At 67.9% G+C, this 16494-nt stretch carries 18 protein-coding genes; 8 read left to right on the plus strand and 10 right to left on the minus strand.

Annotated elements, in window-relative coordinates; all coding sequences use genetic code 11:
• Positions 1-171: 171 nt before the first annotated feature.
• Together ACI48D_RS19805 and ACI48D_RS19810 are read left to right on the plus strand one after the other, a co-directional pair.
• Entirely contained in the window at positions 172-384 is a 213-nt protein-coding gene (locus ACI48D_RS19805; protein WP_435572962.1) for an RNA-binding S4 domain-containing protein, read from the plus strand.
• Between the two features lie 169 nt (positions 385-553).
• Positions 554-844: a DUF883 family protein gene (locus ACI48D_RS19810; protein ID WP_435572963.1), complete on the plus strand. Its 291-nt coding sequence runs from the start codon at positions 554-556 to the stop codon at positions 842-844.
• Between the two features lie 36 nt (positions 845-880).
• Here ACI48D_RS19810 and bufB read toward each other — a convergent pair whose 3' ends face one another.
• From bufB to ACI48D_RS19855, 9 genes are all read right to left on the minus strand, one after another.
• Complete coding sequence (gene bufB / locus ACI48D_RS19815) at positions 881-2578, minus strand: MNIO family bufferin maturase (RefSeq protein ID WP_435572964.1); 1698 nt, start codon at positions 2576-2578, stop codon at positions 881-883.
• Positions 2579-2582: 4 nt separating this feature from the next.
• Positions 2583-2867 carry a BufA1 family periplasmic bufferin-type metallophore gene (locus ACI48D_RS19820; protein ID WP_435572965.1) on the minus strand — a complete coding sequence of 95 codons (285 nt, stop codon included), beginning with the start codon at positions 2865-2867 and terminating at the stop codon, positions 2583-2585.
• Positions 2868-3076: 209 nt separating this feature from the next.
• Positions 3077-3289, minus strand: coding sequence for a YjfB family protein (locus ACI48D_RS19825; protein ID WP_435572966.1), 213 nt, complete (start codon positions 3287-3289; stop codon positions 3077-3079).
• A gap of 65 nt (positions 3290-3354) precedes the next feature.
• Positions 3355-3897 (minus strand): molybdopterin-guanine dinucleotide biosynthesis protein B, encoded by a 543-nt coding sequence (mobB, locus tag ACI48D_RS19830; protein WP_435572967.1) that lies wholly within the window; start codon positions 3895-3897, stop codon positions 3355-3357.
• The gene (locus tag ACI48D_RS19835; RefSeq protein ID WP_435572968.1) at positions 3884-4702 is read right to left on the minus strand and encodes a general secretion pathway protein GspB; all 819 of its coding nucleotides are present in this window, start codon (positions 4700-4702) and stop codon (positions 3884-3886) included. Before ACI48D_RS19835 ends, mobB begins: the two co-directional genes overlap by 14 nt.
• 1 nt (position 4703) lies before the next feature.
• The gene (locus ACI48D_RS19840) at positions 4704-6341 is read right to left on the minus strand and encodes an AAA family ATPase (protein ID WP_435572969.1); all 1638 of its coding nucleotides are present in this window, start codon (positions 6339-6341) and stop codon (positions 4704-4706) included.
• Position 6342: 1 nt separating this feature from the next.
• Positions 6343-6855 carry a hypothetical protein gene (locus ACI48D_RS19845; protein WP_435572970.1) on the minus strand — a complete coding sequence of 171 codons (513 nt, stop codon included), beginning with the start codon at positions 6853-6855 and terminating at the stop codon, positions 6343-6345.
• Complete coding sequence (locus ACI48D_RS19850; protein ID WP_047825655.1) at positions 6837-7022, minus strand: hypothetical protein; 186 nt, start codon at positions 7020-7022, stop codon at positions 6837-6839. The genes ACI48D_RS19845 and ACI48D_RS19850 overlap by 19 nt, the downstream gene beginning before the upstream one ends.
• A 38-nt stretch (positions 7023-7060) precedes the next feature.
• Positions 7061-7885: a metal-dependent hydrolase gene (locus ACI48D_RS19855; protein ID WP_435572971.1), complete on the minus strand. Its 825-nt coding sequence runs from the start codon at positions 7883-7885 to the stop codon at positions 7061-7063.
• Between the two features lie 154 nt (positions 7886-8039).
• Here ACI48D_RS19855 and ACI48D_RS19860 point away from each other — a divergent pair, with 154 nt between their 5' ends.
• Genes ACI48D_RS19860 through ACI48D_RS19870 form a run of 3 tightly spaced genes read left to right on the plus strand, consistent with a single transcriptional unit; the run spans position 8040 to position 11828 of the window.
• On the plus strand, positions 8040-9386 hold the full coding sequence (locus ACI48D_RS19860) for a GIN domain-containing protein (protein WP_435572972.1): 1347 nt from the start codon (positions 8040-8042) through the stop codon (positions 9384-9386).
• A 54-nt stretch (positions 9387-9440) separates the two neighbouring features.
• Positions 9441-11429 carry a CocE/NonD family hydrolase gene (locus ACI48D_RS19865; protein ID WP_435572973.1) on the plus strand — a complete coding sequence of 663 codons (1989 nt, stop codon included), beginning with the start codon at positions 9441-9443 and terminating at the stop codon, positions 11427-11429.
• A 24-nt stretch (positions 11430-11453) separates the two neighbouring features.
• Positions 11454-11828 carry a GFA family protein gene (locus tag ACI48D_RS19870; protein WP_435572974.1) on the plus strand — a complete coding sequence of 125 codons (375 nt, stop codon included), beginning with the start codon at positions 11454-11456 and terminating at the stop codon, positions 11826-11828.
• Here the strand turns inward: ACI48D_RS19870 and ACI48D_RS19875 are convergent.
• On the minus strand, positions 11825-13852 hold the full coding sequence (locus ACI48D_RS19875; RefSeq protein WP_435572975.1) for an acyltransferase family protein: 2028 nt from the start codon (positions 13850-13852) through the stop codon (positions 11825-11827). The two genes, ACI48D_RS19870 and ACI48D_RS19875, sit on opposite strands and share 4 nt — an antisense overlap.
• Before the next feature lie 112 nt (positions 13853-13964).
• On the opposite strand from ACI48D_RS19875, the gene ACI48D_RS19880 reads away from it, so the two are divergent.
• The 3 genes from ACI48D_RS19880 to ACI48D_RS19890 all read left to right on the plus strand — a co-directional run bounded on the left by ACI48D_RS19880 (position 13965) and on the right by ACI48D_RS19890 (position 16432).
• Positions 13965-14285: a Dabb family protein gene (locus ACI48D_RS19880; protein ID WP_435572976.1), complete on the plus strand. Its 321-nt coding sequence runs from the start codon at positions 13965-13967 to the stop codon at positions 14283-14285.
• Between the two features lie 167 nt (positions 14286-14452).
• Complete coding sequence (gene htpX / locus ACI48D_RS19885) at positions 14453-15322, plus strand: protease HtpX (protein ID WP_435572977.1); 870 nt, start codon at positions 14453-14455, stop codon at positions 15320-15322.
• Positions 15323-15352: 30 nt separating this feature from the next.
• Positions 15353-16432, plus strand: coding sequence for an AI-2E family transporter (locus tag ACI48D_RS19890; protein WP_435572978.1), 1080 nt, complete (start codon positions 15353-15355; stop codon positions 16430-16432).
• Positions 16433-16494 lie beyond the last annotated feature (62 nt).

Genomic DNA, 16494 nt, shown 5'->3' on the forward strand with positions numbered 1-16494 from the left:
CCCGCGAAGGCGGGACCTAAGCTGAGCCGATTGAAGACGCTTAGCTTGGGTCCCCGCCTCCGCGGGGACGACGTATTTGCGGGGACGACGTATTTGCGGGGACGACGTATTTGCGGCAGACGTTTTTGGGCAGGCTCTACAGTACGCCACCCGTTTTTAACCGAGGATAGAATGCAAACAACAACTTTTGAACTGACATCCGAGTTCATTGAACTCAACCAGCTGCTCAAGCTCGTCGGCTTCGTCGACAGCGGCGGTGCCGGCAAGATCATGGTAGCCAGCGGCGTGGTGTCGGTCGACGGCAAGAAGGAACTGCGCAAGACTGCCAAGATCCGTGCCGGCCAGGTCGTGAGCGTTGGGGATGTGCGGATCACTGTCCGCTAAAAAAGTTCCTCTTTCGCTCACAAAAAAGCGGTGCGTCCTGTCGGATGCACCTGCCGGTCGCACCGGATTAGCCGTCCCCGGCTGTAGGGGTGACGTTTGCGCGCTGACAAACTTGGGCAGTCCTCCTTCTCTATATTGAAGGCGTAACAATCGGCTAAAGGTGAGGAAGATGGATACCCCAGACCCAAGCTCAATGACGCAGCAGAGGCTCATCGGCGACCTGCGTCTCGTTATCGAAAATGCGGAAGAACTGCTCAAGAACACCGACCATTACACCGGCCTCGTGTACCAGAGCGCGCGCGCCAAGCTGGCCATGGCCTTGAATGCGGCCAACGAAGAACTGGCCCGTTTCGAGGAGGAACAGCTGTCCCGGATGATCGAAGCCACCCGGGCCGCCAATGAGATGCACCACGATAAAACCGGCGAAGAACGCGTCCTGCGCGCCTTCCGCTATCACTGAAACCCCCAGGGCCACCGTACCTGCGCCGGCCCCGCCTTACGCCGAGGGCGGGCCGGCTTCCTGAACGATCCCCGTCAGCACGCCACTCTTCAGCCAGCCGTCCAGCCAGTCCGCGATCGGCGCCTCCTCGTCGACGTCGAAGGCCGCATCGAAGGCGGCGCCGAAATGCGCCCCATCCGCCAGCCGCGCCAGCGCCGCATACTCTGCCGCGCCGAGCTCGCGCACGCTCACCTGCCAGTGGGCGCGCAGCACCAGGGCGTGGCTCGCCTGCTTCATCTGCGCGGGAGCCGCGGCGCCGTCCGGCTGCAGGGACAGCCACAGCGGAGCCGTGGCCCAGCCTGATGCATGCAGGCGCAGCGACGGATGCAGGATCGCGCGGCTGGCTCCGAACTGATCCGGACGCAAGCCGGCCAGCACCGAGCGCGGGCCGGATGCGGAAGGCGCCGGCGCATCCGGCGCGTACCAGGATTCGTGGACCGACCATTCGAGACGGGCAAGGTCCGGCAGCCAGGGGCGGTCCTCATCGCCAGCAAGAACATCGGCAAGGCCGGCGCCGAAGCGGTTCAGGTCCGGGTCCTGCGCCGGCTGAAGCCGGCCATAGGCGCGTGCCAGACCGTCGAACCGTTCCTCGCCCAGCAGCCGGCGCAGCACCGGATAGGCCGAGGCCAGCGCGCGGCGCCAGGCACTGCTGAGATTGCCGCGGTAGATACCGAGGCGGCCGGCATCGCCCTTGAGCCGGGGTGCCAGCAGCGGTGCCAGCGCGGGGTCGACCAGGGCGGCGCCGAAGGCCTGTTGCAGCTCGGCCAGCCCGCCGTCGTCCGTTGCGGGCTGTGCCACGCTGGTAAGCGGCGCAGGCGCTCGGGACGCAAGGCTTCGCACCGGCTCGCCCGCCACCTCGGCGGCAATACGCTCGGCTTCCCTCGCCTCTTCCAGCAGCACCTCGAGCGCCGGCACGTCCGTGTCCCACTCGACCAGGGCCGGCACGGCGCCGAAGCGCGCCAGCGCCTCGCGGTACAGTGTCCACACGGGTGGCGCGATGCGGTCGCCGTGGTGGTCGATGACGGCAAGCGCGGTGACGAGATGGCCGCCCAGATGCAGTTCGCCGACCGTCCCCGGCGGCAGGCCCGCCAGCGCATCCAGGGCTGCGACGGCATCCTCGCCGTGGTTGCACTGGTTGACGTACAGGTTGTTGACGTCGAGCAGGATGCCGCAGCCGGTGCGGCGTGCCAGCGCGGCCAGGAATTCGGCTTCGCTCATCGCGTCACCGGCAAAGCGCAGGTAGGTGGAAACGTTTTCGACCAGGATCGGGCGCCGCAGCGCGTCCTGCACCCGCTCGACGCGGGCGGCGACCAGGCCGAGCGCGGCGGCATCCAGGCGCAGCGGCAGCAGGTCGTTGAGCTGGCGGTCGCGCAGCGCGCCCCAGCTCAGGTGCTCGGAGACGAGGGCCGGCTCGATCGCCGCGGCCAGCGCACGCACGCGTTCCAGGTGCTCCTCGGAAAAGCCGTGGACCGAACCCAGGCCCAGACCGACGCCGTGCAGGCTGACCGGATAATCCCGGCGCAGCGATTGCAATACATGCCAGTCCCAGCCCGAGCGGGCCAGGTAGTTTTCCGTATGCACTTCAAGCCAGCCGAGCGCAGGGCCTTGCTCCAACAGCTGGCGGTAGTGCGGCACGCGCAGGCCGATGCCGACGCCGCGTGCCGCAAGCGCATGCATCACGGCCTTATTTGTCACGGCCTTATTTGTCTTGCTTGCCCTGCTGCTGCGGCGGCGTCGGCTTGCCGCCGGCTTTCCCGCAGCTGCCCTTGGGAACGTTGCGCCATTCAGCCGGATTGTTGTCGACCGCCGCCTGGCCGGCGCAGCCATGCGTAGCCGTGCCGCAATCGTTCTGACCGGCCTTGGCCGCGCCATAGCATTTTTCCTGTTCGCCCTTGGCCTGCATGTCCATCTGGCCCTTGGCGGTCGCATTCGCGGCGCACACGCTCGCGAGCGCGGCAGCAAGCAGTGCTTGTCGTTTATTCATGAATAGGGATTCTCCTTCGGAATGCGTACACCGGCGGGGACGGCCTTGTGCGGCTGCGCGGGGCAGCGATGGTGGCGGCAAGAGCGGGTCTATTGTGTGGCCTGCCCTCGCGCCGGGTACGTGGAATGCATAACGCGCCGGGCCGCGATTCTGTTGACGCGCCCGCTTATTTTTTGCCGGCGCCATCGCCGGACCGGTGCCGATTTGGTTCAGGCAGTGGTGTTGACGTTCTTGCCCAGGTGCGCCGGCAGATTTTGCGACAATTGAGGCGCCGGCGCGGCCGACTGCACCGCGTCCAGCAGCTGGGTGGCGGCCGATGCCTGGATGTCCTGCGCCCGCTTGAGAACGGCGATGCTGACGTCCTGCCGGGTTCCGGTATCGGCGATGCTGGTGGCGAGCTTGGCAACTCCCATGACGTCCATGACGGTCTCCTGTGTGAGGGCCCAATGCGGGATATCCTCATGTAACGGCAGGCCGGGGCAAAACTTTAGGCTGCGCTCACCAGACGACGCTTGATCCAGCGCAATACGGTTGCCGGCTGGTTCAGGTCGAGCCAGGCGACATCCCGCGCCAGGCCGGGCGGCGCGGCGACGCTGGACGCCACCGCGGCGATCCGCGCATCCTCGGGATACAGTGGCGAGCGGCCGAGCTCGGGACGGAACACTTCGAGCTTGGGGATCGCCGCCCACTTGTAGCCTTCGACCAGGGTCAGGTCGGCCGGCGCCAGGCGCGCCAGGTGTTCTTCGAGCGCGGGCTCGGGGGCGCCGCGCAGCTCGTGCTGGATCGCGAAGCGGTAGGGAGACGCGATCATCACCTCGGCGGCGCCGGCCGTGCGCAGGCGCGCGCTGTCCTTCTGCGGCGGCTCGAGCACGATGTCGTGGTGGCTGTGCTTGATGACGTTGACGCGCAGGCCCTCCGCCGCCAGCTGGCCGACCAGGTATTCCAGCAGCGTGGTCTTGCCGCTGCCGGACCAGCCGACCACGCCCAGCACCCCACCCTGCCCCGCGGCGCCGGCCTCAGTAGGCGACACGGTAGCGCACGCCGCGGAAATTCATCACGGCCGCCTTCGGCAGCAGTTTCTCCAGCACCAGACCGGGCGCGACTTCCTCGCCTTCGTGGCGCAGGGTCTTGTCGACGATCAGCAGGCGGTCGGCCGGGTTGGCCGAATACATATAGCCGCCGAAGTTCACGCGCGGCACCTCGCGCTGGGTCGCGTCCGGCAGCTGCTGCAGGTAAGGCAGGCTGTCTTCCAGCGCCGGCGCGGCAGATGCCACAGCGGCGCGCGGCGCTGCGGCGGCGGACCGCGGCGGAACCGGCGGTGCCGTGGTCGCAGCCGCAGCACGCGGCGGCGCGGCGGACGCCAGCGCGTCCCGCCCTGCCCTGGCGGCAGCGGACGGCGCCGGGGATGGCACGGCGCGCGCAGGCGCCTCGGCCACGTGTGGACGCGGCGCCGGCGGTGGCGCTGGCGGTGCGCTCACCACCAGCGTGTTCGACGCGGCGCCCGCGGCCATGGATGGTACCGTCGCTGCGGGCGTTGCGCGCGTCGCGGGCGCGGGGGCAGCGGCCGGCGGCACGGACGCCGCCACCTGCCCGGCAGGCGCCAGCACCGCGGGAGCCGCTGCCGGCGCGGCCGGCCCTGGCCCGCGCTGCCACAGGAACAGCGCAGCGGCGGCCACCACCAGCACACCGAGCCCCAGGCCGATGAACAGCGGCTTGCGGCTGGCGGCAAGGCCCGGCTGGGCCGCCTGCGCCGGCTGCGGCGCGTGGATGGTCGGCGCATTGCCCAGCTGGCGCTCGGCCTGCGCCTTCTTCAGGGCTTCGAGGATGTATGACATATTATTTTCCCGTCCCGTTGGCGGCGAGCAGGTGCGGTTCGTCGACCCCGCTCAGCTGGTTCAGGCGCATATAGGTGCGCGGACCGGCCACCCCGTCCGCCTTCAGGTTCTGTCCGGACTGGAAGGCGCGCAGCAGGCGCCGCGTGGGCTCGTCGAGCGGCCGCTCGGCGGGCGGAGCCTCCAGCTTGTTCAATTGCGCCAGGCGCCCGGCGATCCAGTCGACGTCGGCGCCGGTGTCGCCGGGATGGACCTCCTCGCGGAAGGCACGCGGCACTTTCCACAAGGTCGTGTATTCGCCGTCGAAGCGGGTCGCCAGCGCGGCCAGGCTGACCTTCTGGCGTTGGCCGTTGACGCTCAGCGTGGCGCTGTTCTCGTCCATCGCCGTCAGCACCGCATAGCCCAGCTTCTGGCCGTCGTGCAGGGCGACGATGGCCGGACGGTCGAGCAGGCGCAGTTCGTACAGGCCGCCGCGCCCCTGGTAGCAGCGCAGGTTCAGCTTCGGCGCGCCCTGGCAGGGTTGTTCGGTCGGCAGTTGCTGGCCCCATAGCGTGCCCAGCTCGCGCAGTGCTTCGGTCTGGGTTGCCAGCAGCAGCGGTTTGGCGGACGCAGTGCCCGTGTCGGCCACCCTGGGTGTCGCTGCAGGCTGCTGCGCACGCGGCTTGGCCACGGCGGCGGCGGCAACAGGCGCCCGCGCCGGCGCGGACGCATGCGGCACCGCCTGCCACGCCGCGGCGCTGAGCGCGGCCCCGGCCAGCACCCCGCCCGCCACCAGCGGCCAGCGCAGCGGCGCCGCAGCGCGCCCGCCCGGCGCCGGACCCTCGCCGGCGAACACTTCCTGGGCGGCGCGGCGCAGGATCTTCGGCGTCACCTCACGGCTGTTTTCGACGTAGGCGCCGAGCAGCGCGCGGTCGCACAGCAGGTTGATGCGGCGCGGCACCCCATGCGTGAGGCGGTGGATCAGCGGCGCCAGCGAACCCGGAATCGGGTTGCCCGGATGTGCCCCCGCCACCGTCAGGCGGTGCGCGACGTAGGCGCCGGTCTCGGATGCGGACAGCGGCCCGAGGTGGTAGCGCGCGATCACGCGCTGGGCCAGCTGTTCCAGCTCGGGCTGGGCCAGCATGGTGCGCAGCTCGGGCTGGCCGATCAGGATGATCTGCAGCAACTTGCGTTCGCTGGTCTCCAGGTTGGTCAACAGGCGCAGCTGCTCCAGCACCTGGGGCGACAGGTTCTGCGCCTCGTCGATCACCAGCACGTTGTTGTTGCCCTGGGCGTGGCTGTCGAGCAGGTAGCCGTTGATGGCGTCGACGTAACCCTTGACGCCGAGCGTGCCGGCGGATGCGGGCGGCAGTTCGATGCGGAACTCGTCGCAGATCGTCAGCAGCAATTCCTCGACCGTCAGCTTGGGGTTGAAGATATAGGCCAGGCGGCAGTTGTCGGGAATCTGCTCGATGAAGCAGCGGCACACGGTGGTCTTGCCGGCGCCGATCTCGCCGGTGAGCAGGACGAAGCCGCCGCCGCTGCCGATCCCATACAGCAGGTGGGCCAGCGCCTCGCGGTGGCGCTCGCTCATGAAGAGGTAGCGCGGATCGGGCGCGATCGAGAACGGCTGTTGCTTCAGGTTGAAGTAGTCTGTGTACATGCTAAGGCCGTGCCGGAAGCGGTTTGAACTTCGCGCAGTATATTTTGCTTTTGGCCCCTGCACTATAGTAGGCAATCGTGCTGCCGGCATGGGAAACCCGCAAAGGGTAAGGCGACGTGTCCGTCGCCAGGTGGCGCACGCCGGCGGCGGCGCGGACCGCCTGCTCGAGCTGGTCCGGCGGCACTTCGGCCACCGCGGCCACGAAGGCCAGTTCATTGGTGTCGTCGCCGACCATCACCTCGCTGACGGGGGTGCCCCACAAGCTGGCCTCGCCGGTGCGGAACCAGTAGGCCCCGCCCTCGTGCTTGTACGGGGCGCCGAAATGGGCGCTCAGCCAGGAATAAAAATACCTGTTGTCGACCTGCCCGCGGCACAGCAGCGCGCTGCCGATCACGGGGCCGAGGGTGGATGGCTGCTTGTCCTGGGCCTGGGCGGACGCCGCGCCGGCGGCGCACGAGAGCAACAGCGACACCAGCGCCGTCCGCGCGGGCAAGCTCACAGTTTGGACAACCATGCGCGGTTGGCGGCGATCTTCGCCTTCACCGACGCCGGCAGCGCATCGTAGCAGCCTGGATGCTGTTTCAGGGCGTGCTCGCGCACTTCCTTTTCCATGCCGTTGACGATGAAGACATAAACGGCGGCACCTTCCGCATTCTTGCGTGTGCCCAAATAGCGAATCACGAATTTCTCCCTTTCACGAACCATCCATTATGACATTTTCAGGCCGAGGTGCTGCCGATCGCACGGTAGCTGTCGTCATTGCGATCGAGCCACGTCTGCAGGAGGGCACGATTGTCATGCTGCCATGGATGGAAACGCGGCGCCAGGTAATCCAGGCCGGGCTTCAACAGGTGCCAGGCCAGCCCCTTGCGGCCGAACCAGGCGCGCGCCGCACTGGCCCAGGTACTCCAGCGCCAGGCCGCGCGGTCGCGCCGCAGGTTGTGCATGGTCTGGCGGCCGCTATCCCAGAAAAAGATCAGGCTGACGTGCAGGTACCAGAGCACCCGCTTCCGGTAGCCCCCGCCGGCGGCCCGGTAAACGTCGAAGGCGACGGCCTTGTGCTCGCTCTCCTCGGCCGCGTGCCAGGACCACAGGGTGCGCATCTGCGGGTCGGCGCCGTCCAGCCATTCGGGGTGGCGCAGCACGTAGTCGGCCAACATCGCCGTGTAGTGCTCGAACGCGCAGGTGATCGCAAGGCGGTCGAGCGCCGGCAGCTTCGAGACGAGTTCGATGCGGGCGCGGATCTCCGCTTCCAGCGTGTAGCCGAAGCCCTGGCGCGCCAGTTCCGCGTTGTACTGCTGGTGGACGAAGCGGTGGCTGGCTTCCTGGCCGACGAAGTCCTTCACCTCGGCGCGCAGGGCCGGATCGGGGATCGCGTCAAGCGGGGCCGCGCGCACGCTGTCGATGAACATCTGCTCCCCGAGCGGGAAACTCATCGACAGCGCGTTCATGAAGGCGGTGCGATACACGTCGCCGCCCAGCCAGTGGCGCGCGAAGCCGCTGGAGAGGTCGACGTTCAGCTTGCGGACGGTGAGCGTGGACATGTGCCAAATATACCCCGTCCGGCCCCGCTGTTCTGCCGTTGATCCCGCGTTTTTGCGCGTCCGTCGGTTTTCGCATGCAGGCACTCCGGGCTTGCCCTATCGTTCAGGCTCCCGGCACCGCCGACATTCCATCGATAACGAGAAGAACGAGATCATGAAGACCGCCATCAAGCTCACCGCCATCGCCGCCGCCATCGCCTGCGCCAGCATCGCCAGCCACGCCAGCTTCGCCCAGGCGCCGGCACAGGCCCAGGCCACCGGCATCGTCACCGAACAGCGCCAGGTCGGCGCCTTCGACGCCATCGAACTGTCCGGCCCCTACCACGTCGTGATCGATGCCCAGGCGCGCCAGGCGGTGCAGGTCTCGGGCGAGCGCAAGCAACTCGACGAGATGGAAGTCGCGGTGCGCGGCGCTACCCTCATCGTGCGCCCGGCCGGCAAATTCAGTGTCAGCTTCGGCTTCGGCAAGCGCCGCGACATTCCCACAGTCACCATCGGCGCCACCGGCCTGAAGAGCCTCAGGATGAGCGGCAGCGGCGACGTCGAGCTCGACCGTGCCAACGGCGAGCGCTTCACGCTGATCAGCACCGGCCCCGGCGACCTGCGCGCGAGCGGCGCGGTGCGCCAGTTGGCGCTGGAGAGCAGCGGCAGCGGCGACCTCGACCTGCGCCGCCTGCAGGCGGGCGACGTCGAGGTCGACATGCACGGCCCCGGCGACGTGCGCCTGGCCGCCATCGGCAACGCGCTGGCCGCCCGGCTGAGCGGTTCGGGCGACCTGACGGCGGACGCGCTGCGCGTGGTGAAAGTGACGGCGCGGATGCGCGGCCCCGGCGACCTGAAACTGTCCGGCACCAGCCGCGAACTGAACCTGGAAAGCAGCGGTTCGGGCGATTTCGAAGGCTGCGACCTGCTGGTCGAAGGCGCCCACAGCGTGCAGCGCGGACCGGGCAATGCCTGCATCGGCGGGAACATCCGCCGCTTCGACGCCGAAGTCCACGGTTCGGGCGACTTGAGCGTGCGCGGCCTGCAGGCGGCGTCCGGCCAGTTGCGCCTGGCCGGCCCCGGCAACGCCCGCATCGACGGCAGCGTCGGCGAGCTGAGCGTGGAGGTGAGCGGCTCGGGCGACCTGAACGGCGACAAACTGAAGGTCGACAAGGCCATCGTGCGCAGCCGCGGCCCCGGCGGCGTGAAGCTGCAGAACGTCAGCGACACCCTGGACGCCGAACTGCACGGCTCCGGCGGCCTGGCCGCCAGCATGTCCGGCAAGCGCCTGCTGCTGAAAATGGACGGCCCCGGCGACGCCCGCATCGACGGCAGCGTGGCGCAGGTGAGTGCGCAGATCAGCGGTTCCGGCAGCCTCGAAGGGCGCCGCCTGGAGGCCGGCCAGACCGACATCTCGGTGCGCGGCCCGGGCAGCGCGGCCGTCAACGTGATCGGCAGGGACAAGGGCAGGACCGCCCTGCTGGTCGACCGCAGCGGATCGCGCCAGATGGCGAATTAAAACGGGCTAAGCCTTGTGCTAATGTAACCGTTCATGACAAGAGCAAGGACACCCATGAAGTCACCAAGCACCCGCCTGGCGCTGATCTGCGCGCTGGCTGCGGCAAGCCTCGCCCAGGCCCAGACTGCGCCGGCGCCGGCCCCGGCCCCGGCGCCGCAGTATCCCGCCCTGCCCTCGGAGACCCCGGCGGAATTCAAGGCGCCGACCGAGGGCTTCAACTACGTCAAGCGTAGCGTGATGATCCCGATGCGCGACGGCACCCGCCTGAACACCGTCATCATCGTGCCGAAAGGCGCGACGAATGGGGGGAACAAGGCGCCGATCCTGCTGACCCGCACGCCCTACGACGCGGCCAGCATGACCAGCCACGCCGACAGCTCGGACCTGGAGAGCATCCTGACCGGCTACGACAACGCCGCCGACGTGATCGTGCAAGGCGGCTACATCCGGGTGGTGCAGGACGTGCGCGGCAAGTACGGTTCGGAAGGCGACTACGTGATGAACCGCCCGCTGCACGGCCCGCTGAACCCGACCCCGGTCGACCACTCGACCGACACCTGGGACACCATCGACTGGCTGGTCAAGAACATCCCCGAGACCAACGGCCGGGTTGGCATCATCGGCATTTCCTACGATGGCTTCCTGCCCCTGATGGCGCTGGTGAACCCGCACCCGGCGCTGAAGGCCGCGGTGCCGATGAACCCGATGGTCGACGGCTGGATGGGCGACGACTGGTTCCACCACGGCGCATTCCGCCAGATCAACCTCTCGTATATCATGGAGCAGGTGGTCACGCGCGGGAACACGGCCAAGTGGTATAGCACGAACTACGACGACTACGACATGTACATGCGCGCCGGGTCGAGCGGCGAGCTGGCGCGCCGGCGCGGCCTGGAACAGAGCGGCTTCTGGCGCAAGCTGGTGCAGCACCCGGCCTACGACGCGTTCTGGCAGCAGCAGGCGATGGACAAGATCCTGGCGAAGCAGCCGGTCACGGTGCCGACCCTGCTGGTGCACAGCCTGTGGGACGCCGAGGACATCTACGGCCCGGTCGCGGTCTACAAGGCGATCAAGCCGAACGACAGAAATAACCTGGTCCACCTGTCGCTGGGACCGTGGAACCACGGCGGCGCGATCGGCGACGGTAGCAGCCTGGGCGCGCTCAAGTTCGGCAGCGACACCGCCCTGTACTGGCGCCAGGCGGTGCTGCGGCCCTTCCTCGAGCGCCACCTGAAGGGCAACGAGTCCGTCCCCGACATCCCGACCGTGACGGCGTTCGAGACCGGCACCAACCAATGGCGCACGCTGGCGTCGTGGCCGAGCGGCTGCGCCGATCAGGCCGGCGGCGCCTGCGCGATCAGGCAGGTAGCACTGCGCCTGGCCGGGCAGCAGAAGGCGGTACTCGGCGGCCCTGCGGATGCCAGGGCCTATGACGAATACGTGTCCGATCCGGCCAAGCCGGTGCCCTTCCGCCAGCGGCCGATCCCGCCCTACGGCTACGACGAAGCGAAGGGCCAGTCCTGGCCGCGCTGGATGGTGGACGACCAGCGCGAAGCCTCGGGCCGTACCGACGTCGCCACCTTCGTCTCGGACGTCCTGGGCGCGCCGGTGAAGATCAGCGGCGAGCCGGTCGCCAACCTGGTCGCCTCGACCAGCGGCACCGATTCCGACTGGGTCGTCAAGCTGATCGACGTGTATCCGGACCAGGTGGGCAGCCAGCCGGCAATGGGCGGCTACCAGCTGATGATCTCGGGCGACATCTTCCGCGGCCGCTACCGCGAAGGCTACGACAAGCCGAAGCCGCTGGCCGCCAACCGGCCGCTTTCCTACCGCTTCGGCCTGCCGACCGCCAACCACGTGTTCCTGCCGGGCCACCGCATCATGGTGCAGGTGCAGTCGAGCTGGTTCCCGCTGTACGACCGCAATCCGCAGACCTATGTGGAGAACATCTTCTTCGCCAAGCCGGACGACTATAAAAAAGCGACGCAGCGGATCTACCACAGCAGCTTCATCGAACTGCCGCTCGTGGAAGCGGCGCCCTGACGATGGCCACCCCGAGGACGCATCGTGGCAGCTGCCATTGCGGCGCGGTCTCCTTCGAGGCCGACCTCGACCTCGGCCAGGGGACGATCCGCCGTTACACGCGTCTGCCCCTGCACGCTCTGCACCAAGCAGCGCAACTGGGCGGCGATCGTTCCCGCGGACGCCTTCCGCCTGCTGCGGGGCGAGGCGTCGCTGTCCGAGTACCGCTGCAATACGCGCACCGAGCAGCACTTCTTTTGCGCGACCTGCGGCGTGCGCCCGTTCGGCAAGGGCCTCTCCCCGCGCTGGGGCTCCTACGTGGCGGTCAGCGTGCACTGCCTCGACGACGTGACGGCCGACGAACTGGCGGCGGCGCCGATTTCCTGGCTCGACGGCAGGAACGACAACTGGAGCGCTTAGCGCATCGCCATGCCTTTATCGGTCCCGTTCAGGGCCGGGTCGAGGTAGCGGACCTTGCTGCGCACATAGAAGGGCCGCATGTGGACCGGGTCGGTGTAGATCGGTTCACCAGCAGCGGTCATGGTCGGGCAGATGCCATCCTTGCAGATCGTGTCGACCGGATCGATGGCGGTCGCGCCGGTGGCCTGGGCGATCCGCAGCAGCCGATTGCGCGGCTCGGCGTTGTCGTTGTAGAAGCGTTCGACGCGGAACGGTTCCATGTCGGTGCGCGGCTTCATCTGGCCGAAGCGCGAGCCGGTGATCATCGAGCGCGGGTCGAACAGGTTGCCCGACGGCGGCTGCAGGATCAGGAAGACGCGCTTGCCGGCATCGACCAGGCGCGCGATCGACTGGTGCAGGGCGGCGTAGGCCGCTTCGTGCGCGGGCTTCGCCGGAAAGGTCTGCAGGCCGCCGCCGACCGGCATCTGCACGTCCACCTGCCAGTCCGCGAAATACCCGTACCACGATGCCGCGATCACGACGGTGTCGACTTCCTTCGCTGCCGCCAGCCGCCAGGCGTCGCTCACCGAGGTGGTGCAGGTCGGGTAGCGCAGGCGCGGCAGGCGCACCGCGCCCTCGATCGGCGGGCAGCCGCCCTGGGTGGCGAAGATCACCTGGCTGCGGTTGAAGCGCGCCTCGCGCAAGCCTGCCGACACCAGCGGCGCATACTGCTCCATGACGGAGTCGCCGACCAGCACCGTGGTGCCGCTGCCTTTCCCGGCAAGCTGCTGGAATAGCGAGCCGTGGTAGCGCAGCGGCTTCATCGCCGGATCCGGGAAGCCGAGGTCGTTCAGCGCCCCCATGTAGCGGGCCACCTCGGAGGCCTGCATGCGCTCGCGCAGCAGGCCGCCCTTGACCATGATCCCGAGCACCCCGAAGCAGGCCATCGCCAGCACCAGGCCCTGGATCGCGCGGCGCCGGTCCGGCGCCTTCTGCACCGGCCGCTCGACCAGGTGGTAGGTCAGGAAAGCCAGCGCCAGCGCCGCCAGCACCAGCGCCGCCTTCATCGTCGGCTGCGGCTTCTCGCCCTCGATGATGTAGCCGAACGACAGCAGCGGCCAGTGCCACAGGTAGAAGGGATAGCTCACCAGGCCGATCTTCACCATCAGCCTGTTGCCGAGCAGGCGCCGGTTGATGAAGGAGGTATTGCCGGCGGCGATCAGCGCGCAGGTGCCCAGCACCGGCAGCAGCGCCCAGGCGCCCGGGAAATCGGCCTGGCCCTTGATCAGGACCGCGCCCAGCGCCAGCAGCGCCACGCCGATCGCGGACACCAGCCAGGGCATCGGCAGCAGCGGGCTTTTCTTGGTCATCGCATACGCCACCAGGCCGCCGGACGCCAGTTCCCAGAACCGCGAGACCGGCGAGAAATAGGCTTCGGCCGGATGGTGGAAGGTGGCGTACAGCCCGTACAGGAAGGACCCGGTCAGGGTCAGGGCCAGGAAGGCCAGGATGCCGAACCTGACGCGGAAGCACAGCGCCAGCACGACCGGCCACACCAGGTAGAACTGCTCCTCCACGCCCAATGACCACAGGTGCAGCAGCGGCTTGGTGACGGATTCGTTGTCCCAGTAGCCGGCCTCGCCCCACAGCACCAGGTTCGACAGGAAGGCCGCGGCCGCCGCGATGTGCTTGCCGAGCTGGCTGAATTCCTGCTGCAGCAGCACGTACCAGCCGAAGGCCAGCACCGCCAGCACGACGGTGATGAGGGCCGGGAAGATGCGCCTGATCCGGCGCACGTAGAAACCGCGGATCGTGAACCGGCGCTGCTTCAGGTCCTTCAGGATGATCGAGGTGATCAGGAAACCCGAGATGACGAAGAACACGTCGACGCCGATGAAGCCGGAGCGCAGCCACTTGGGCCAGGCATGGAACAGGACGACCAGGCCGACGGCGACGGCGCGCAGGCCATCGATGTCCGGGCGGTAGGAAATCGCGTGTGCGGCGCTTGCCTGGAGAGATCCGGTGCTGTCTCGACGAACATCCATGTGTTCACCTCCACATGACGCATCCCGACAGTCTTGCTCAACGATTATTTGGTGTCAAACCGGGTGTCAATCGTGCGCATCAACGCGCTTGGCTGTGACTATGATGGGAAGCATGACTCCCAACACCTCCACCACCCTGCGCCACGTCGTCCTGTTTGCGTTCAAGGAAGGCGCCACCGTCGAACAGATCGATGCCATCGTCACCGGCTTCGGCAGGCTGAAAGATCTGATTCCCGGCATCACCACTTACGAATGGGGCAGCAACGTGAGCCCGGAAGGCCTGAACCAGGGCTTTACCCACTGCTTCACGCTGACTTTCGCCAGCGAAGAGGATCGCAACGTCTACCTGCTGCATGAGACGCACCAGGCCTTCGTCGACACGCTGGGTGCCTGCCTGGAGCGCTCGCTGGTGATTGACTACTGGGCGCAATGAGCGCCGCCTGAACTGCGCCTGCGGCTCATGCCGGCGCCTTGGCCGATGGTGTGATTGCAGAGCTTCGGTTTTTTCGAAGCGATCGTTCCAAAAACTGCCGTTTTTCCGATGCGGCGCTTGGGTTATGCTTCCGCCTTGGAAACATAACCTGATCGGGATAAGCAGTCATGAAACGCATCATCCTTTTTATCGCTACCAACCTGGCCATCATGCTCGTGCTGGGCATCTCGGCAAGCTTGCTCGGGGTGAACCGCTACCTGAGCGCGAATGGCCTGAACCTGGGCGCCCTGCTCGGCTTCGCGGCCCTGATGGGCTTCGGCGGCGCCTTCCTCTCGCTGTGGATGTCGAAGCCGATCGCCAAGTGGTCGACCGGCGCACGCGTGATCCGGCAACCCGGCAACGCGACCGAAGCGTGGCTGATGAACACGGTCGCGGCGCAGGCGCAGCGGGCCGGCATCGCGATGCCGGAAGTGGCCATCTACGAAGGCGCACCGAACGCCTTCGCCACCGGCGCGACCAAGAATTCCTCGCTGGTGGCGGTGTCGACCGGCCTGCTGCAATCGATGACGCACGAGGAAATCGAAGGCGTGCTGGCGCACGAGGTGGCCCACATCGCCAACGGCGACATGGTCACGCTGACCCTGATCCAGGGCGTGGTCAACACCTTCGTGGTATTCCTGGCGCGCGTGGTCGCCTACGCGGTCGACAGCTTCCTGCGCCGCGACGAAGAAAGGAGCGGCCCGGGCATCGCCTTTTACGTCACCTCGGTGGTCTGCGACCTGCTGTTCGGCCTGGCGGCCAGCATCATCGTGGCCTGGTTCTCGCGCCAGCGCGAGTTCCGCGCCGACCGCGGCTCGGCCAACATCATGGGCACGCCGCGCCCGATGATCGCGGCCCTGCGCCGCCTGGGCGGCATCGAACAGGGCGAGCTGCCGCGGAACATGGCCGCCTCCGGCATCGCCGGCGGTGGTATGCTGTCCTTGTTCAGCACCCACCCGTCCTGCGAAGAGCGCATCGCAGCCCTGCAGCGCGCGTAAGACGGGCTCAAGAAGGAGACCAGGAACCACATGCGGTATTCGCCATTCGCGCAGTCCGCGCTGCCCTTGCTGTTTGCGATCGGACTGGCGTTCGTGCTCCAGCACTTCCTGGGTTCACTCGCCTGGGCCGGCCTGCTGGCGGTGATCACCTGGCCCTTGCACGAGCGCCTGCTGCGGCGCGGCTGGCCGCGTCCTCTCAGCGCCGCGTTCCTGGTCCTGCTGCTGGTGGCGGCCTTTGCCGGCCCTTCGATCCTGCTGTTCAATGCCCTCAGCAGCGAGCTGGCGGGCGTGCAGCACCTGCTGGCCCACCTCAATGCGGACGGGGTCCCGGTGCCGGCCTGGCTGGAACGCCTGCCGCTGGTGGCCGAGCCGGCGATCAAGTGGTGGAACGAGCACCTGGCCCAGCCGGGCGGGATCAGCATCCTGGCGCGCAGCACGGTCGGCGACATCATGCCGCACCTGACCGGCGCGGCACGCACCTGGGGCTCGAACATCCTGGCGAACGCCCTGTACCTGTTCCTGGCCCTGCTCACCCTGTTCATGCTCTACGTGCACGGCCCCGCCGTGGTGCGCTATGTCGACCGCGCCGGCGAACGCCTGCTGCCGGCCCACTACCCCACGCTGCGCTGGGTGTTCCCGCTGTCGGTGCGCGGTACCGCACTGGGCTTGTGCTCGGTCGCCATCCTCGAAGGGGTCGTGCTCGGCATTGCCTACGCACTGGCCGGGGCGCCGGCGCCGGCCCTGCTGGCCGTGATCACCGGCTACCTGGCCCTGGTGCCGGGCGGCGCGCCACTCTCGTTCACGATGGTGTCGCTGCTGCTGCTGGGGCAAGGCCATTCGGGCGCCGCGCTGGGCCTGTTCAGCTGGGGCGCCGTCGAGCTGTTCATGGTCGACAAGTTCATCCGTCCCAAGCTGATCGGCCGTGCCGTCAACCTGCCCTTCCTGGCGGTGCTGTTCGGCCTGCTCGGCGGCGTGTCCACGCTGGGCGTGATCGGCCTGTTCGTCGGTCCCTTCATGATGGCGCTCCTGTTCGGCTGGCTGCGCGCGGGCCGGCAGGACAATACCACTGACAATACCAGTCGTCCTCTTAAAGATCAGCAACTTAGCTGATAGCCGCACAGAACCGGTGAATACCACTTAAATACCTGTTGACAAGCTTAACAGCCGCTCCT

The sequence above is a fragment of the Massilia sp. LXY-6 genome (assembly GCF_051233485.1).
Taxonomy (GTDB): domain Bacteria; phylum Pseudomonadota; class Gammaproteobacteria; order Burkholderiales; family Burkholderiaceae_D; genus Telluria.

Excerpts from the sequence above, each read along its gene's own strand:
- ACI48D_RS19805 (WP_435572962.1), top strand. The coding sequence starts at position 172 with ATGCAAACAACAACTTTTGAACTGACATCCGAGTTCATTGAACTCAAC.
- ACI48D_RS19810 (WP_435572963.1), top strand. The coding sequence starts at position 554 with ATGGATACCCCAGACCCAAGCTCAATGACGCAGCAGAGGCTCATCGGC.
- ACI48D_RS19820 (WP_435572965.1), bottom strand. The coding sequence starts at position 2,867 with ATGAATAAACGACAAGCACTGCTTGCTGCCGCGCTCGCGAGCGTGTGC.
- ACI48D_RS19825 (WP_435572966.1), bottom strand. The coding sequence starts at position 3,289 with ATGGACGTCATGGGAGTTGCCAAGCTCGCCACCAGCATCGCCGATACC.
- ACI48D_RS19835 (WP_435572968.1), bottom strand. The coding sequence starts at position 4,702 with ATGTCATACATCCTCGAAGCCCTGAAGAAGGCGCAGGCCGAGCGCCAG.
- ACI48D_RS19840 (WP_435572969.1), bottom strand. The coding sequence starts at position 6,341 with ATGTACACAGACTACTTCAACCTGAAGCAACAGCCGTTCTCGATCGCG.
- ACI48D_RS19845 (WP_435572970.1), bottom strand. The coding sequence starts at position 6,855 with ATGGTTGTCCAAACTGTGAGCTTGCCCGCGCGGACGGCGCTGGTGTCG.
- ACI48D_RS19855 (WP_435572971.1), bottom strand. The coding sequence starts at position 7,885 with ATGTCCACGCTCACCGTCCGCAAGCTGAACGTCGACCTCTCCAGCGGC.
- ACI48D_RS19860 (WP_435572972.1), top strand. The coding sequence starts at position 8,040 with ATGAAGACCGCCATCAAGCTCACCGCCATCGCCGCCGCCATCGCCTGC.
- ACI48D_RS19865 (WP_435572973.1), top strand. The coding sequence starts at position 9,441 with ATGAAGTCACCAAGCACCCGCCTGGCGCTGATCTGCGCGCTGGCTGCG.
- ACI48D_RS19875 (WP_435572975.1), bottom strand. The coding sequence starts at position 13,852 with ATGGATGTTCGTCGAGACAGCACCGGATCTCTCCAGGCAAGCGCCGCA.
- ACI48D_RS19880 (WP_435572976.1), top strand. The coding sequence starts at position 13,965 with ATGACTCCCAACACCTCCACCACCCTGCGCCACGTCGTCCTGTTTGCG.
- htpX (WP_435572977.1), top strand. The coding sequence starts at position 14,453 with ATGAAACGCATCATCCTTTTTATCGCTACCAACCTGGCCATCATGCTC.
- ACI48D_RS19890 (WP_435572978.1), top strand. The coding sequence starts at position 15,353 with ATGCGGTATTCGCCATTCGCGCAGTCCGCGCTGCCCTTGCTGTTTGCG.